This window comes from Rhizobium sp. K33 (assembly GCF_056501445.1).
The window spans coordinates 2,838,919-2,853,669 of record NZ_CP096478.1 but is presented as its reverse complement, the minus strand read 5'-3'; the positions used below and the strand labels follow the sequence as shown (position 1 = coordinate 2,853,669).

The following is a 14,751-nucleotide window of genomic DNA, read 5'->3' as shown; positions in this document are numbered from 1 at the left end:
CGAGGCTATCCCCTGTCAGGCGACGCGGTGGCCGGAGCGCCAGGCGGACTTGACGAAGGGGTGGCCGTCCTGCAGGTCGACGCGGATCAGATCGGCCTTCAGGCCGGTCCTGATGGCGCCGCGATCGGGCAGGTTGCCTGCGAGCGCCGGGCTGCGGGTGACCATGTCAACGGCGCTCGGCAGGTCATAGTTCAGCCCGGGATCGGCCGCGATCATGAAGGCGGCGTCAAGCATCGAACGCGGCACGTAGTCCGACGCGAGAATATCGACGAGGCGCGCGCGCAGCAGATCGCGCACGGCGATGTTGCCGGATTGCGAGCCACCGCGCACGAGGTTCGGTGCACCGGCAACAATGTGCATGCCGGCGGCGCGGGCAGCTTCTGCCGCTTCCATCGAGCAGGGGAATTCCGAGATCGAGACGCCTTCTGCCACCCCTTCCTCGATATGGGCGATATCGGTGTCGTCGTGGCTCATCAGCGGCATGGAGCGCGCGCGGGCAAGGGCCACGATATCCGGCCGGGTCGTGGCGGCGATATGGCTCTTCTCGGCCACCAGGACCTTGATCTTTTCGCGCACCCGTTCCGGGCTCTCTCCCGTCGACTTGCAGGCTCTTGCGACATAGGCCTCGATGTCTCGGCTCTGGCGGATGCCGGGCAGATGCTCCATGACGGAGATGACGCGAACGATCTCTCGGTCGATGTTGTCGGCCGTCAGTTGCGGGGTGGCGGGGTCAGTCAGTTCGCAGCGCAGATGGACGAGATGTTCGGCCCGCAGCATGCCAAAACCTTGTGCCTGTTCCAGTGCCTCGATCATCGGTTTCAGGATCTCGGCACGCTCCGGATTGTCCGTGGTGGCACCGACGCAGAGGCTGTCGAAGACGGTGGTCACGCCGCCGCCGATGATCTGGGCATCATGGGCGAGGGCGGCGCGCATGAAATCCCAGCGCACATGGGCACGCGGGTAAAGATGCTTTTCGAAATGGTCGGTGTGGATGTCGACGAGGCCCGGCAAGAGATAGTCGCCGGCGAAATCGATCGCTTCCGCGTGGCGCGACGGGCCTTCGTGGATCTCGACCAGCGCGCCGTTTGCAACCACGACCGAGCCATGCAGCACATGCTCCGGGGTCACAACGCGGGCGTTGGAGAGTATGAGGACTTCGCCGCGCGAGGATCCTTGCGTTTCGCCCGTCGCCTCTCCCTGTCGCAGCATTGTCCGCCTCCATCCGCTCGCAGTCGACGCGTCTGTAGGCGCCTTTCATGACGCTTTGGTGTCAGCCTCTCCCTTTCGTGCTTCAGTCGATCAGGCTCAGGCAGTCATCGGCGATCACCTGTTCCTCGTCGGTGGCGATCACGCGGATCTTCACCCGGCTTTCCTCGCGGGAGATGACGGCTTCGTTGCAGTCATTCGCTTCGCCGTCGATGAGGAGGCCGAGGAAACGCAGGCGCTCGACCACCGAACGGCGGATCGTCGGCTGATTTTCGCCGATGCCGGCGGTGAAGACTAACGTATCGAGGCCGCCAAGCGATGCCGCAAGCCGGGCCACTTCGCCGGCGATCCGGAAGGTGAAGACATCGAGCGCTTCACAGGCTTCTTTCGACGGCATCTCGAGAAGCGCCCGGCTGTCGGCGCTGATGCCGGAGAGGCCCAGCAGACCGGACTGTTTGTAGATCATGTCCTCGACCTGTTTCACGCTCTGCCCATGGGCGTCGATCAGGTGGAAGAGCACACCGGGATCGATTGCGCCCGAGCGGGTCGCCATCGGCACGCCGTCGATGGTGGAAAAGCCCATCGAAGTGTCCCGGCTCAGGCCGTGTTCGAGGGCGCAGAGGCTGGCGCCGGAGCCGAGATGGGCGACAACAGCGCGACCGGCGGCGGTGTCAGGTTCGAGCGTTTTCAGGACCCCGGCGATATAGATGTAAGACAGGCCGTGAAAGCCGTAGCGCTTGACGCCCTTGTCGAACCAGTCCCGCGGAATGGCGAAGCGCCTGACCGTGTCCGACTGCGTGCGGTGGAAGGCCGTGTCGAAGGAGGCCGTTTGCGGCATTCCAGGCTTGAGTTTGGCGATCGCCCTGATGAGGCGCAAGTTCTGCGGCTGGTGCAGCGGGGCGAGTGTCACCAGGCTTTCGATGCCGGCGAGGGTATCTTCGTCGATCCTGACGGCATCGGCGAAGAGATCACCGCCATGCACCACGCGATGGCCGACGGCACATACAGCGTCGAGATCATAATGCTCGGACAACCAGTCAAAAACCTCTTCCAGCACGTCATGCAGCAGGTCGTCGGTCTTTGCCTCCAGCGGCACGTCGAAGACCTGAGGACCCTCGACCAGATGGAAGGTGAGCGGCTCGGCGCGGAAGTCGATGACACCCTTGCCGATGCGTTTCGCGCCTTCTGGCTCGCGGGCGAAGATGCCGATCTTCACGGTGGAAGAGCCGGCATTGAAGGTCAGCAGCAGTGTCTGGCTCATGCCATTGGTCCCAGCGCTGCCGCGCGCTTGGCCGCCACGAGCTTGGCGAGCGCTGCGGAGGCAATGCGGACGCGCAAGCTGTCTGCACGGCTGGTCAGGATGATCGGCACACGGGCGCCGAGCACCAGGCCTGCGGCATCGGCATTGGCGAAGTAGAGGAGCTGTTTGGCGAGCATGTTGCCGGCTTCGAGATCCGGCACCAGTAGGATGTCGGCATCGCCTGCGACGGGGGAGACGATGCCCTTGGTGCGGGCGGCCTCCCTGCTGATCGCATTGTCGAAGGCAAGCGGCCCATCGACCTTTGCGCCCCGGATCTGGCCGCGGGCTGCCATGACGGTCAAGGCTGCGGCCTCCAGTGTCGCCGGCATCTTGTCGTTGACCGTCTCGACGGCGGCGAGCACCGCGACCTTGGGTTCGGCGACGCCGAGCATATGCATGAGATCGACGGCGTTCTGGCAGATGTCGCGCTTGTGCTCAAGTGTCGGGGCAATGTTGATTGCGGCATCCGTGACGATCAGGAGCTTGGAATAGGCAGGCACGTCCATGACATAGACATGGCTGACGCGGCGCTCGGTCTTGAGGCCGGAGCCGCTGCCGACGACGGCGCCGAGCAGCTCATCGGAATGCAGGCTGCCCTTCATGACCGAGCCGACCTTGCCGGCGACGGCGAGCTCGACGGCAAGGGCCGCTGCCGCATGGCTGTGTTCGGTTGGCATGATCTCGAAGCCGTCGAGCGAGATGCCGGCTCGCTCCGCTGCTGCGCGGATCTTCATCTCTGGGCCGATCAGGATCGGCTCCAAGAGACCTTCGTCGCGGATCTCGACCGCGCCCTCGATCGCTTCCGGCGAGCAGGGGTGGACAAGCGCCGTCTTCACCATCGGCAGGCTGCGGGCCTCGGCGACAATGGCGTCGAAGCGGTCGTGACGCTGCAGGGAGACATCGGGGGGCAGGTTTTCCGACCAGCTGATGCGTTCGATTGGTGCCCGCACGCGGGCTTTGCCGACGAGCACTGGCTCGCCATGCTGGTTGACGCAGCGGGTGTCGAAGACCAGCGTGCGGCCGTCGCTTTCCTTGGTCAGAAGGGTTACGGTCGCGGTGATCCGGTCGCCGGTCGCGATTTCCTTCCAGAACTCCAGATCCTGGCCGAGATAGACGGTGCCGGGGCCGGGAAGGCGGGTGTCGAGCACTGCCGAAATCATGCCGGCCGGGATCAGCGACTGGCCGAGCGGCACGGGATTGCTGTCACCCGACAGCGCTGCAAAGAGCTCAATGTCATCGGGACCGATTGTTCGTGTCAGCTGTGCCGCATCGCCAAGCTTGAGCTCGTCGAACATGCGGTTGGTGAGGACTGGTCTTTCCATATCGTCTTCATCTTCCATTCTCGAACCGTCCTCCCCCGATCCGTTCATCCTGCGGTTCGTCTGCGTCATCCGCATGACCAACTCTGGCGGGCAATCTCTAGGCATGAGGGTGGGTTGTCCTTGACTTGGGTCAAGGGGAGCTTGGGCGAAAGTCGGGGCCAAGGGTTGCCTCTCCCCTTGTGGGAGAACGCAAAGAGGCAGGTAACTTGATGCCCTCATGCTGAGGTGCCCGCGCGCAGCGCGGGCCTCGAAGCATCCCGCGCTTTGCTTCACACGTACCGAAATCATAGTGGCGCGCTTCATGCGTCGGTGGCCTCGCCCTTCGAGGCCCGACCTTGTCGGGCACCTCAGGGTGAGGGGAGAACACGTCACCCCCACCTATCCCGCCAGGCCGGTTGTGCGTCAGGGCAAGGCAGCGCCACGGCCTCATAAATCCCGCGCGCAATGGCGCGGGCCGTCACCAGAGTGGCCAGATGGCAGAGCTCCATGAGGTCGGCCGCGCCATTGCTCTCCCGCTTGCCCGTCGAGGCGGAAAACATCGTGTCCCCGTCAAGCGGCAGATGCGCCGGGAGGACGGCGCGGGCGAGGCCGTCATGGGCGGAGATCGACAGCCGGTGCAGTTCAGCCTTTGACAAGGCGCAATCGGTGACCACGGCACCGATCGTCGTTGCCGTCAGCCTGAGGCCCTTGATGTTCAGGGCTCGGTCTTCCGCGCTGACACGCACGGGCTGACCGAGCCCGCCAAACTCCTCATCCTCCTCGAAGGGCGCTGCCCAGAAATGCGGGCCGTCGCCGATCACGGCCGAGCCCATGGCATTGACGGCAACGAGGGCTGCGATGGTGTGGCCGGATGACGAGACCGCACTGGCCGAGCCGAGACCGCCCTTGAAATGGGCCGTCGTCGCACCGGTTCCCGCACCGACCGTGCCGAGCGGGAAGGCGCCCTTGGCTGCATTTTCGTAGGCCTGATAACCGAGATCCCGATAGGGGGCGTGCAGGCCCCAGTCCTTGTCGCCACCATTCAGCAGATCCATCAGGATCGCCTGCGGCACGATCGGAACGCGCACAGAGCCGACGGCAAAGCCGCGACCTGCGGCTCTCAGGCCTGACTGCACCCCGCCCGCCGCATCGAGCCCGAAGGCCGAACCGCCCGAGAGCACGAAGGCATCGACCTGTTGCACCGTCATCGAGGGATCGAGCAGCGTGACGTCCCGCCCGCCCGGCGCGCCGCCAAGCACCGTGCCGGACGCGGTTGCCGGTTCGTCGAAGAGGATCACCGTGACGCCCGAGCCGAGGGCGAGATCCGTCGCATGGCCAACCGAGAGGCCGTCGATATCTGTCAGGAGGTTGAGGGGGCCGTGGGGCATGGGGTGTCTCCGGATGGGTGGGCGGAGAGTGGCGGGCGCATGCAGCAAGATCAAGTCGCTTTCCGCGTGTAGACGCTCACTCGCAGTGTCGGCCGCCTATCAGGAACACTCTCGTGAAGGAACAACGGTGACCCACCCACATTTGCCTCACGCGGCGCGGTTGACGCGCCTGTCTTCGGACGCGATGTAGACCTCACAGCCACCAATCAGGAACCCGCCCATGCAGCATCTCAAGCGCCATCTCACCCGCATCATCTCGGTGGCCGAAGCCCGTGTCTGGTTGACGGCCCTGGTGGCGGCGCTGGTCACGTATTTCTTGTTCGAGCTGACCGGCGAGGTGCTGGAGGGCGAGACGCGCGCCTTCGACGAGAGCGTGCTGTTGATGCTGCGCGACACGTCAGATGTCGGCATGCCGGTCGGGCCCGGCTGGCTGACGAAGATGATGGTGGACATCACAGCACTTGGCGGGGTGACGGTGCTGACGCTCATCGTCACCATCGTCGTTGTCTATCTGGCGCTGCGCCGGAAGTTCAGGACTGCCGCTTTCGTGACCGTGTCGATCCTCGGCGGCTGGGCCTTGAGCAGCGCCATGAAGCTCGGCATTGCGCGGCCGCGCCCGGAAGTCGTTCAGCATCTGGTCGAGGTCAACGACATGAGCTTTCCGAGCGGCCACGCCATGCTGTCGGCGATCACCTATCTGACGCTCGGTGCCATGCTGTCACGCATCGAGGAGCAGCCTTCGCTGCGCTACTTCTTCCCTCTCGTTGCCCTCTTCCTCACCTTCATCATCGGCCTCAGCCGCATCTATCTCGGCGTCCATTATCCGACCGACGTGCTCGGGGGCTGGGCGGCGGGCACGGTCTGGGCCTGCGCAGCCTGGTTTGCGGCAAGGTGGTTCCTGGGGCGGCCAAGCGGGCGCTGATGCGCCCACTCGTCATTCTCAATGCTTCAACGCCTTCGGATCGAGTGCATCGCGGATGGCGTCGCCGATGTAGTTGACGCTCAACACCGTCAGCGAGATCGCCAGGCCCGGCCAGAGTACGCGGGACGGGTTGATCTGCAGGAAGTTGGCGCCGTCGAAGAGCAGGCGGCCCCAGGTCGGGAAGTCGGGCGGGAAGCCCAACCCTAAGAATGAGAGCGCGGACTCGGTGATGATGGCGGTGGCGATGCCGAGTGTTGCCGAGACCATGATCGAGGACATGACGTTCGGCAGGATGTGCTTGATGATGATGCGGTATTCCCGCATGCCGCTCGATTTGGCCGCGAGGATGAATTCCTGGCTCTTGATCGCCAGGACGTCGCCGCGAACGATGCGGGCGGTGTGCATCCAGCTGGTGATGCCGATGACGAAGACGATCAGGATGAAAATGCCCGTCTCCGGCCCGAAGGACGCGCGCAGCGTGTCGCGGAAGAGCATGATGATCACGAGCAGCAGCGGCAGGAGCGGCAGCGCCAGGAAGAGGTCGGTCAGGCGCATCAGCGGGCCGTCGAGCTTGCGGGAATAGCCTGAGAGCACCCCCACCAGCGTGCCGACCACGAGCGCCAGCAGCATGGCGGCCATGCCGACGGCGAGCGAGATCTGCCCCCCGGCCAGCACCTGGGCCAGCATGTCCTTGCCGAGATTGTCCGTGCCAAAGGGGTGTGCCCAGGACGGGCCCTGGTTCTTGGCGCGGATGTCGATCTTGTTCGGGTCGATCGTGTGGATATAGGGGCCGATGAAGACGGCCAGCACGATGAAGGTGAAGACCACGAGGCCGGCGACGCCGCCCGGATGCTTGCGGAACTGGCGCCAGAGCTGGGACCAGAAGCCGCCGCTTTCGGTGCGGGCCTGCGTTGCGGGTGCGGTCGAGATTGCGGCATCACTCATAGCGGATCCTCGGATCGAGTATGCCGTAGAGGACGTCGGCAATCAGGTTGAAGAGCACGATCAGGATCGCGAAGATGAAGGTCAGCGTCTGCACGAGCGGGATGTCGCCGCCCTGGATTGCGGTGATCAGCAGCTGGCCGAGGCCGTTCACGCGGAAGACCTGCTCGGTGATGATGGCGCCCGAGAAGATTGTCGGCACGCCGAGGGCGATTACCGTGACGACGGGGATCAGGCTGTTGCGCAGCACATGCACGAGCAGCACGACCTTTTCCTTGACGCCCTTGGCGCGGGCCGTGCGGACATAGTCCATGTTCAGATTGTCGAGCATGGAGGCGCGCACGAAGCGGCTGATCTGCGAGACGTTGAACAGGGTCAGCACCAGGACTGGCAGGAACATCTGCTTCACCTGCAGGACGAAGCTCTCCCAGCTGTTGACCACCAGCGTGGTGTCGTAGATCGACGGAAACCACTGCAGGTAGGAGGAGAAGACGACGATCAGCAGGACGCCGGTGAAGAAGGTCGGCACGGAATAGCCGACCATCGAGACGAAGGTGCCGATCTGATCGAACCAGGAATACTGGCGATAGGCGGAGATGACGCCGATCGGGATCGCGATCAGCACACCGAAGAGGTAGGAGAGGCCGACGACCCAGAGCGTCTGCGGCAGGCGCTGGACGATGAGGTCGACCACGGGGCTGCGCGTCGCCCAGGAAAGAACGCGCATGCGCTCTCCGGAGCCGACGGTGAGGCCGGTGATCTGCTCGAAAATGTTGAGCGGCTCATTGATGAAGAACTGCTGCAGCCATTTGAAATAGCGGATGATGAAGGGCTGATCGAGGCCCATGGCGAGGCGGATCTGCTCGCGCACATCAGGCGGAATGGTCAGCGGCAGGTCGCTCAGCGGATCGCTCGGCGCGAGGTCGAGCAGGGCGAAAATGATGAAACTGATGGCCAGTAGCGTCGGGACTGCAAACAGCAGTCGCCGAACGGTGAAGGTGAACATCGGCTGGTCTCCAGGCTGCAGGCAAAATGCGAGCGCCGGGCCCGCCCGTCAGGGCAGGCCCGGCACTGACGGCATCACTTCGCGCGCGACCAGTCGGCGACGTTCCAGAGTTCAGAGTCCCAGGCGTTCATCTTCACGCCGAGCAGCGTGTTGTTGACGGCCGAGGGCTGACCACGGTGGATCAGCGGGATCTGAGCGACATCGTTGGAGAGCATGTCGTTGAGCTTCTTGGCGATTTCGGCACGCTTTTCGAGCTCGCCGGTCTTGCCGAGTTCTCTCACGAGGTTGTCGTATTCCTCATTGCAATAGCGGACGATGTTCTCACCCTGCCAGCCGGTGGCCGGGCTCGGGATCTTGTCGCACATCCAGCCGGCCATGTACTTCTCCGGATCGGTGCCGTCGAAGTTGTTGGTGTACATCTGGATGTCGGCCATGAACTTCTGGAAGGTGTCCGGAGAGGCCGGGTCACCGCCGAAGAAGACGGAGGCCGAGATGTTGCGCAGTTCGACGGACACGCCGATCTGGCTCCACATGTCCTTGACCAGCGCCTGGGTGCCCTGGCGGACGGAGTTGGTGGAGGTCTGGTAGAGGAAGGAGAGCTTGACGCCGTCCTTTTCGCGGATGCCGTCCGAGCCCATCTTCCAGCCGGCATCTTCGAGCAGCTTGTTGGCGCCTTCGATGTCCTGCTTCAGGCACCAGTCAACGGCGGTCGAGACATAGATGTCCGGAGCGGGCAGAATGTTGCAGGTCGGCTGGCCGTTCGGGCCATAGCCGGCTTCGTCGATGATCTCGCGATCGATGGCGATCGAAAGCGCGCGACGGACGGCCGGGTCGGACAGAGCCGGATGCGGGCCGGCTTCCTTGGTCGAACGCTTGTCGCCGAGCGAGGGGTCGACGCCGTAAGGGTTGATGTCGATACGCTCGACCTGGGTGCCGAACGCGACTTCGATCTTGCCCTTGCCGGCTGCCATCATCTGCTCGAGGATTTCGGGCTCGACCTGCATGTTCCAGGCATAGTCGAATTCGCCGGTCTCAAGAACCGAGCGGGCAGCCGAGGCCGCGTCACCGCCACCCTTCAGGGTGACCGAGGCGAAAGCCGGCTTGGCGGCATCGCGGTAGTTCGGGTTGGCTTCGAAGGTCACGACGTCGTTCGGCTTGAATTCCTTCACGACAAACGGGCCGGTGCCGATCGGGCCGAAGTTGGCGGAGGTGCATTCCGGCGCCTTTACGCCAAGGCAATCCTTGAACTGGGCGGCCTGGATCAGCGGGGCCTGCGCGCCGACAAAGGCGCTGTAGGGATAGGGCTTGGCATCGGCAAAGGAGACCTTGATGGTGGAGGCGTCGATCGCCTCGACATTGGTCACGCCTTCGAAATAGGCGCCCTGGGCGCAGCCGCCATCCGGCGCTGTGCAGTATTTCCAGGTGAAGATCGCGTCATCGGCCGTCACGGCCGAGCCGTCGGACCACTTCAGGTCGGGCTTCAGCTTCCAGGTGATGCTCTTGAAATCGGCCGCAACGCCGCCGTTCTCAACGGTCGGAATTTCGCTGGCCAGCATCGGCACCAGGGCGCCGGTCTCGTCGTATCGGGCAAGCGGTTCGATGACCATCGAGGCCGCATAGACTTCCTTGGTGCCCCCCGACAGATACGGATTCATCGTCGAAACGGCCTGCCAGAAGATGATCTTCAGGTCGCCGTCGGTGCCGCGTTCGGCCATGGCCGGCGCTGCCGTCAGCGCGAAGGCGGCGGCCGACGCTGCCAGCATCAGTTTGCGAGTGTTCATGTGCTCATTCCCCATTATTTTTTGTTTGCAGGCATGATGGTAACCCGATCTGCCGACCCGCGATGTGGCCAGCGCATTCAAGAAATGTCAACCACCTATCTTTTTGGTATTTCAGGAAAATTTCGGCGTTCTCTCGATTTTTCGGAGTCGCGACGGGCGTTCCCGGACAGCCCTGTTTCTGTCGGGTTGGCTAAAATTTAGGCCATGTAAACACAAGCCTATTTTCCATGCAAGATGGAATTTTGCGACTTGCCAAAGCTGCGCATCACGGCACAGTATGCGCGAAATCCTGCGGGGAACAACGACAAAAAGAGGTCATTTCATGCCAGTGCTCAACCGTGCCAGCGAGCTTCAGCCGGAGGTCGCTGAATGGCGCCGCCATCTGCACCAGAACCCGGAACTGCTGTTCGACGTCCATGGTACCGCAGCCTTCGTGACGGAGAAGCTCAAGGAGTTCGGTTGCGACGTGGTCAAGACGGGCATCGGGCGGACCGGCGTCGTAGGGATCATCAAGGGCAATCGTGGCGATGGACCGGTCGTCGGCTTCCGCGCCGACATGGACGCACTGCCGATCCACGAGATGTCCGGCAAGTCCTGGGCCTCCAAGACGCCTGGCAAGATGCATGCCTGTGGCCATGACGGTCACACCGCCATGCTGCTCGGCGCTGCCAAATATCTCGCCGAGACCCGCAACTTCCGCGGCTCGATCGCGGTCATCTTCCAGCCGGCCGAAGAGGGCGGTGGCGGTGCGCGCGAGATGGTCGCCGACGGCATGATGGAGACGTTCGGGATCAGCCAGGTCTATGGCATGCACAACCATCCGGGCATGGCTGTCGGCACGTTTGCCACCCGCAAGGGATCGGTCATGGCGGCCGCCGACCAGTTCGATATCGTGATCGAGGGCCGAAGCGGCCATGCCGCCCAGCCGCACAAGAGTGTCGATCCGGTGCTGGCGGCTGCGCAGGTGGTCGTGGCACTGCAGTCGATTGCATCGCGCGAGACGGATCCGCTGGGTTCCGTGGTAATCACGGTCACCAAGATCCATGGCGGTGACGCCTATAACGTCATTCCGGATGCCGTGACCTTGTCGGGCACGGTGCGCACGCTTCTGCCGGAAATGCGGGACATGGCGGAAACCCGAATGGGCGAGATCGCCTCGGGTGTGGCGATGGCCATGGGGGCGAAGGCCACGCTCCGCTATCACCGGGGCTATCCGGTCACGATCAACCATGAATCGGAAACGGACTTTGCGCTCGACATCATGCGTAAAGTGGCCGGTGACCACGCCGTCAGCGATGCCTTTCCGCCGGCCATGGGTGCAGAGGATTTCTCCTACATGCTGGAGGCCCGGCCCGGCTCCTTCGTCTTCATCGGCAACGGTAATACGGCCAACCTGCACAATTCGGCCTATGACTTCAACGACGAGGTCATCCCCTATGGCATCAGCTATTGGGTGACGCTCGCCGAGACGGCGCTCGCCGCCTGATCCACCAACCACGTCTCGACACACAAAAAACAGGGGAACGGGATATGGCTGCGGTGGCACAGGGAATGACAACAGGTGAGGCGCCGGTGCTTTCCGTACGCGGGCTGACGACCTCCTTCAGGATCGGCACCGAGTGGCGCTCGGTGGTGCGCGACATGAATCTCGACGTGGCGGCCGGCGAAACGGTCGCGATCGTCGGAGAGTCGGGCTCGGGCAAGAGCGTGACGTCGCTGTCGATCATGCGGCTTTTGCCGCAGCTCACCAGTCGGATCGAGGGGAGCGTCAAGCTCGAGGGGCGGGAACTGCTCACGCTCGATCCGGAGCAGATGCGCCAGGTCCGCGGTAATCAGATCTCGATGATCTTTCAGGAGCCGATGACCTCCCTCAATCCGATCTTCCCGATCGGCAAGCAGATCGCCGAGGCCATCACCTGCCATCGCGACATCTCGGCGGCGGATGCGAAGGTAGAGGTGCTGCGCCTGCTCGACCGCGTGCGTATCCCGAATGCGAAAAACCGGTTCGACGAATATCCGCACCAGTTTTCCGGTGGCATGCGCCAGCGTGTCATGATTGCCATGGCGCTCGCCTCCAGGCCGAAGCTTTTGATTGCCGACGAGCCGACGACGGCGCTCGACGTGACCATCCAGGGCCAGATCCTCGACCTCATCAAGACGCTGCAGGACGAGGAAGGCATGGCCGTGCTCTTCATCACCCATGACATGGGTGTCGTGGCCGAGGTGTCGGATCGGACCGTCGTGATGTTCCGCGGCGAGGCGGTGGAGACCGGGACGACCGATGACATCTTCAACCGCGGAAAGCACCCCTATACACGCGCGCTGCTCTCTGCCGTGCCGAAGCTCGGCTCCATGGGTGGGCGCGAGCGGCCGATGCGTTTTCCGGTCATCGATATCAGGACCGGAGACACGCTGGTGCCGGAGGCAGAGGCAGGCGCGCCGGAGAAGACGAGCCAGCCGCTTCTCGATGTGAAGAACCTCACGACGCGCTTCGATATCCGCTCCGGCCTGTTTGGTCGCAAAAGTGGTGCCGTGCATGCGGTGGAAAACGTTTCCTTCACGCTGAAGCCCGGGGAAACGCTTTCGCTGGTCGGAGAATCCGGCTGCGGAAAGTCCACCACCGGCCGCTCCATCACGCGTCTCGTGCAGCCGACCTCGGGACAGATCACGGTCGATGGCTACAATGTCGGAAGCCTCGACGAAGCGGCCTTGCGCCGCATGCGCCGCAGCATCCAGATGGTGTTCCAGGACCCGTTCGCTAGCCTCGATCCGCGGATGAGCGTCGGTCAGGCCGTCATGGAGCCCTTCGTCGAGCACAAGCTCGGCACGAAAGCCGAGGCGCGTGACAAGGCGGCCGATCTGCTCGAGCGTGTCGGGCTGTCCGCCGACATGATGCCGCGTTATCCGCATGAATTCTCAGGCGGCCAGCGGCAGCGCATCGCAATCGCCCGGTCGCTGATGCTCGATCCGAAGATCATCGTGGCGGACGAGGCCGTCTCGGCGCTCGATGTTTCAATCAAGGCGCAAGTCTGCAATTTGCTGCTCGATCTGCAGCAGAGCTTCAACCTCGCCTATCTCTTCATCAGCCATGACATGGCGGTGGTCGAGCGGGTGAGCCATCGCGTGGCGGTCATGTATCTGGGTGAGATCGTCGAGATCGGTCCGCGCCAGGCCGTCTTCGACAATCCGCAGCATCCCTATACGAGAAAGCTGATGGCAGCTGTTCCGGTGCCGGATCCGGCGCGGCGGAAGCTCAAGCGCAATCTTTCGACCGATGAAATCAAGAGCCCGATCCGGCCCGTCGGATACCAGCCGCCGGTACGGCAATATCGGGAAGTCGGGGAAGGGCATCTCGTTCAGGTCTAAGGTCAGCGCCGCGAGAAGAAGCTTGCGGCGGTCTTCGGATCACTCCGGCGGAGCCTGTCCGAAACCGACAAACGAGACATGGGCCGTCCACTCGTATTTCGTCGCATCGACGATCTGCGGGCGGGGATGGGCAAAGCCATGATAGAGAAGCGCGTAGCATCGCACGACCGTTTGGCCCGGTGCAAGTGGCCGGTCATGGCGCAGTGTGCCGCGGTAAAGGATCTTGCTCCGTCCGGGTTCACGGCCGAAAAGATCAAAGGCCAGGCGATTGACCCCACGAGTGGAATCATTGGTCAGCGTTGCCGCGATTGGCAAGTCCGGGTCGACGCAGGTGGTGCCGTTCCCTTCGACCGTCACGGTGACCGAGGAGGCGGCGCTCCTTTGGCTGCGGGACTGGTAGTCGCTGAAGATCCACACCACAGTGCCGATGGCCGCTATGGCCGCGGCGAGCGCCATCGCCCAGGGGCGTCTCCTCAGGAAAAGCTCGACCAGCAGCAAGGCCAGCGCTGCGACGATGATAAAGGCCATCACGGCCGTCTGGTCTTCAAACCGGGTTCCATGCCAACAAGATAAGGTTGCCGAGGAGAAAGGCAACGGTCCAAATGTCTGCCTTGGAGTTGCCGCTTGCTTCGGCTAGGCCTGCGGCTCTAACGTCGGCTCCCCGCCACAAGGCAACAGGTGCGTCCCATGCTGATCTCCCTCTATCAAATGCAGCCTCTTTCCGGCGATGTGCCGGGCAATATCGGCAAGATCGCCCAGGCCGCAATGGCCGCTGCCGAGATGGGGGCCGAACTGCTCGTGACGCCGGAACTTTGCACCAGCGGCTATGCGCTTGGCGCCCGGTTCGAAGAGCTTGCCGAAGAGCGGGACGGTTCAATCATCGGTGCGCTGACTGAGATCTCTGCCGATTGCGGGCTTGCGATCTGCGCCGGCTTTCCGGAACGCGACGGCAACCAGGTCTTCAATTCCTCGGTCTTGGTGCGGCCGGACGGCAGCAAGGAATTTTATCGCAAGAGCCACCTCTATGGTGAAGGCGAACGGGCAGCCTTCGTGCCGGGCGACGAGCCACCGCATGTTTTTGACCTGAACGGCATCAGGACCGGCATGCTCATCTGCTACGACGTGGAGTTTCCGGAAAATGTGCGCGGCCTTGCTCTTGCCGGTGCCGAACTGATCATCGTTCCGACCGCCCTGCCGGAGGGCATCATCAGCCGGCGGGTTGCCGATACCGTGGTCCCGACCCGGGCTTTCGAAAACGGCGTCTTCGTCGTCTATGCCGATCTCTGCGGTGACGAGAACGGCCTTTCCTATGGCGGTCGCTCCGTCATCCTGGCACCCGATGGCGACGAGCTGGCGCGCGCGGGCATGCGCGAGACGCTGCTGGTGGCCGAGATCGACCCGACCGCTTATGATGATGCGAAGGCGCAGAACCCGTATCTGACCGACCGGCGGCCGGGGCTTTACCGTCTCGGCTGACGGTCCGGATTGCAGTCGGCACGGCTCGCCCCTACATCACGACGACAGATGTAGGAGACACCG

General features: G+C 63.4%; 12 protein-coding genes. 4 read left to right on the top strand and 8 right to left on the bottom strand.

The annotated features are described in order from the left end of the window. Positions 1–15 precede the first annotated feature (15 nt). From M1E12_RS13935 to M1E12_RS13920, 4 genes are all read right to left on the bottom strand, one after another. The gene (locus M1E12_RS13935; protein ID WP_479562206.1) at positions 16–1,209 is read right to left on the bottom strand and encodes an alpha-D-ribose 1-methylphosphonate 5-triphosphate diphosphatase; all 1,194 of its coding nucleotides are present in this window, start codon (positions 1,207–1,209) and stop codon (positions 16–18) included. 82 nt (positions 1,210–1,291) lie between these two features. Further along, entirely contained in the window at positions 1,292–2,467 is a 1,176-nt protein-coding gene (locus M1E12_RS13930; RefSeq protein WP_479562205.1) for an acetate/propionate family kinase, read from the bottom strand. Next, the gene (locus M1E12_RS13925) at positions 2,464–3,828 is read right to left on the bottom strand and encodes a bifunctional enoyl-CoA hydratase/phosphate acetyltransferase (RefSeq protein ID WP_479562204.1); all 1,365 of its coding nucleotides are present in this window, start codon (positions 3,826–3,828) and stop codon (positions 2,464–2,466) included. Before M1E12_RS13925 ends, M1E12_RS13930 begins: the two co-directional genes overlap by 4 nt. A 368-nt stretch (positions 3,829–4,196) precedes the next feature. Beyond that, positions 4,197–5,195: a P1 family peptidase gene (locus tag M1E12_RS13920; protein WP_479562202.1), complete on the bottom strand. Its 999-nt coding sequence runs from the start codon at positions 5,193–5,195 to the stop codon at positions 4,197–4,199. Positions 5,196–5,415: 220 nt separating this feature from the next. Between M1E12_RS13920 and M1E12_RS13915 the strand changes: the two genes are divergently transcribed. Continuing rightward, on the top strand, positions 5,416–6,117 hold the full coding sequence (locus M1E12_RS13915; protein ID WP_136538032.1) for a phosphatase PAP2 family protein: 702 nt from the start codon (positions 5,416–5,418) through the stop codon (positions 6,115–6,117). Between the two features lie 18 nt (positions 6,118–6,135). On the opposite strand, the gene M1E12_RS13910 is transcribed toward M1E12_RS13915, so the two are convergent. The 3 genes from M1E12_RS13910 to M1E12_RS13900 all read right to left on the bottom strand — a co-directional run bounded on the left by M1E12_RS13910 (position 6,136) and on the right by M1E12_RS13900 (position 9,846). Beyond that, positions 6,136–7,062, bottom strand: a complete 927-nt coding sequence (locus tag M1E12_RS13910; protein WP_113461116.1) for an ABC transporter permease — start codon at positions 7,060–7,062, stop codon at positions 6,136–6,138. Further along, entirely contained in the window at positions 7,055–8,065 is a 1,011-nt protein-coding gene (locus M1E12_RS13905) for an ABC transporter permease (RefSeq protein WP_479562201.1), read from the bottom strand. The genes M1E12_RS13910 and M1E12_RS13905 overlap by 8 nt, the downstream gene beginning before the upstream one ends. Positions 8,066–8,139: 74 nt before the next feature. Beyond that, the gene (locus M1E12_RS13900; RefSeq protein ID WP_113461114.1) at positions 8,140–9,846 is read right to left on the bottom strand and encodes a peptide ABC transporter substrate-binding protein; all 1,707 of its coding nucleotides are present in this window, start codon (positions 9,844–9,846) and stop codon (positions 8,140–8,142) included. Positions 9,847–10,168: 322 nt separating this feature from the next. On the opposite strand from M1E12_RS13900, the gene M1E12_RS13895 reads away from it, so the two are divergent. Together M1E12_RS13895 and M1E12_RS13890 are read left to right on the top strand one after the other, a co-directional pair. Then, on the top strand, positions 10,169–11,332 hold the full coding sequence (locus M1E12_RS13895) for a M20 aminoacylase family protein (RefSeq protein WP_479562200.1): 1,164 nt from the start codon (positions 10,169–10,171) through the stop codon (positions 11,330–11,332). A 44-nt stretch (positions 11,333–11,376) separates the two neighbouring features. Next, positions 11,377–13,212, top strand: coding sequence for an ABC transporter ATP-binding protein (locus M1E12_RS13890; RefSeq protein WP_479562199.1), 1,836 nt, complete (start codon positions 11,377–11,379; stop codon positions 13,210–13,212). Positions 13,213–13,251: 39 nt separating this feature from the next. Here M1E12_RS13890 and M1E12_RS13885 read toward each other — a convergent pair whose 3' ends face one another. Next, a complete protein-coding gene (locus tag M1E12_RS13885; RefSeq protein WP_479562198.1) occupies positions 13,252–13,740 on the bottom strand; it encodes a hypothetical protein in 489 nt (162 codons plus the stop codon). A 159-nt stretch (positions 13,741–13,899) separates the two neighbouring features. On the opposite strand from M1E12_RS13885, the gene M1E12_RS13880 reads away from it, so the two are divergent. Then, positions 13,900–14,688 (top strand): carbon-nitrogen hydrolase family protein, encoded by a 789-nt coding sequence (locus M1E12_RS13880; RefSeq protein WP_479562197.1) that lies wholly within the window; start codon positions 13,900–13,902, stop codon positions 14,686–14,688. Positions 14,689–14,751 lie beyond the last annotated feature (63 nt).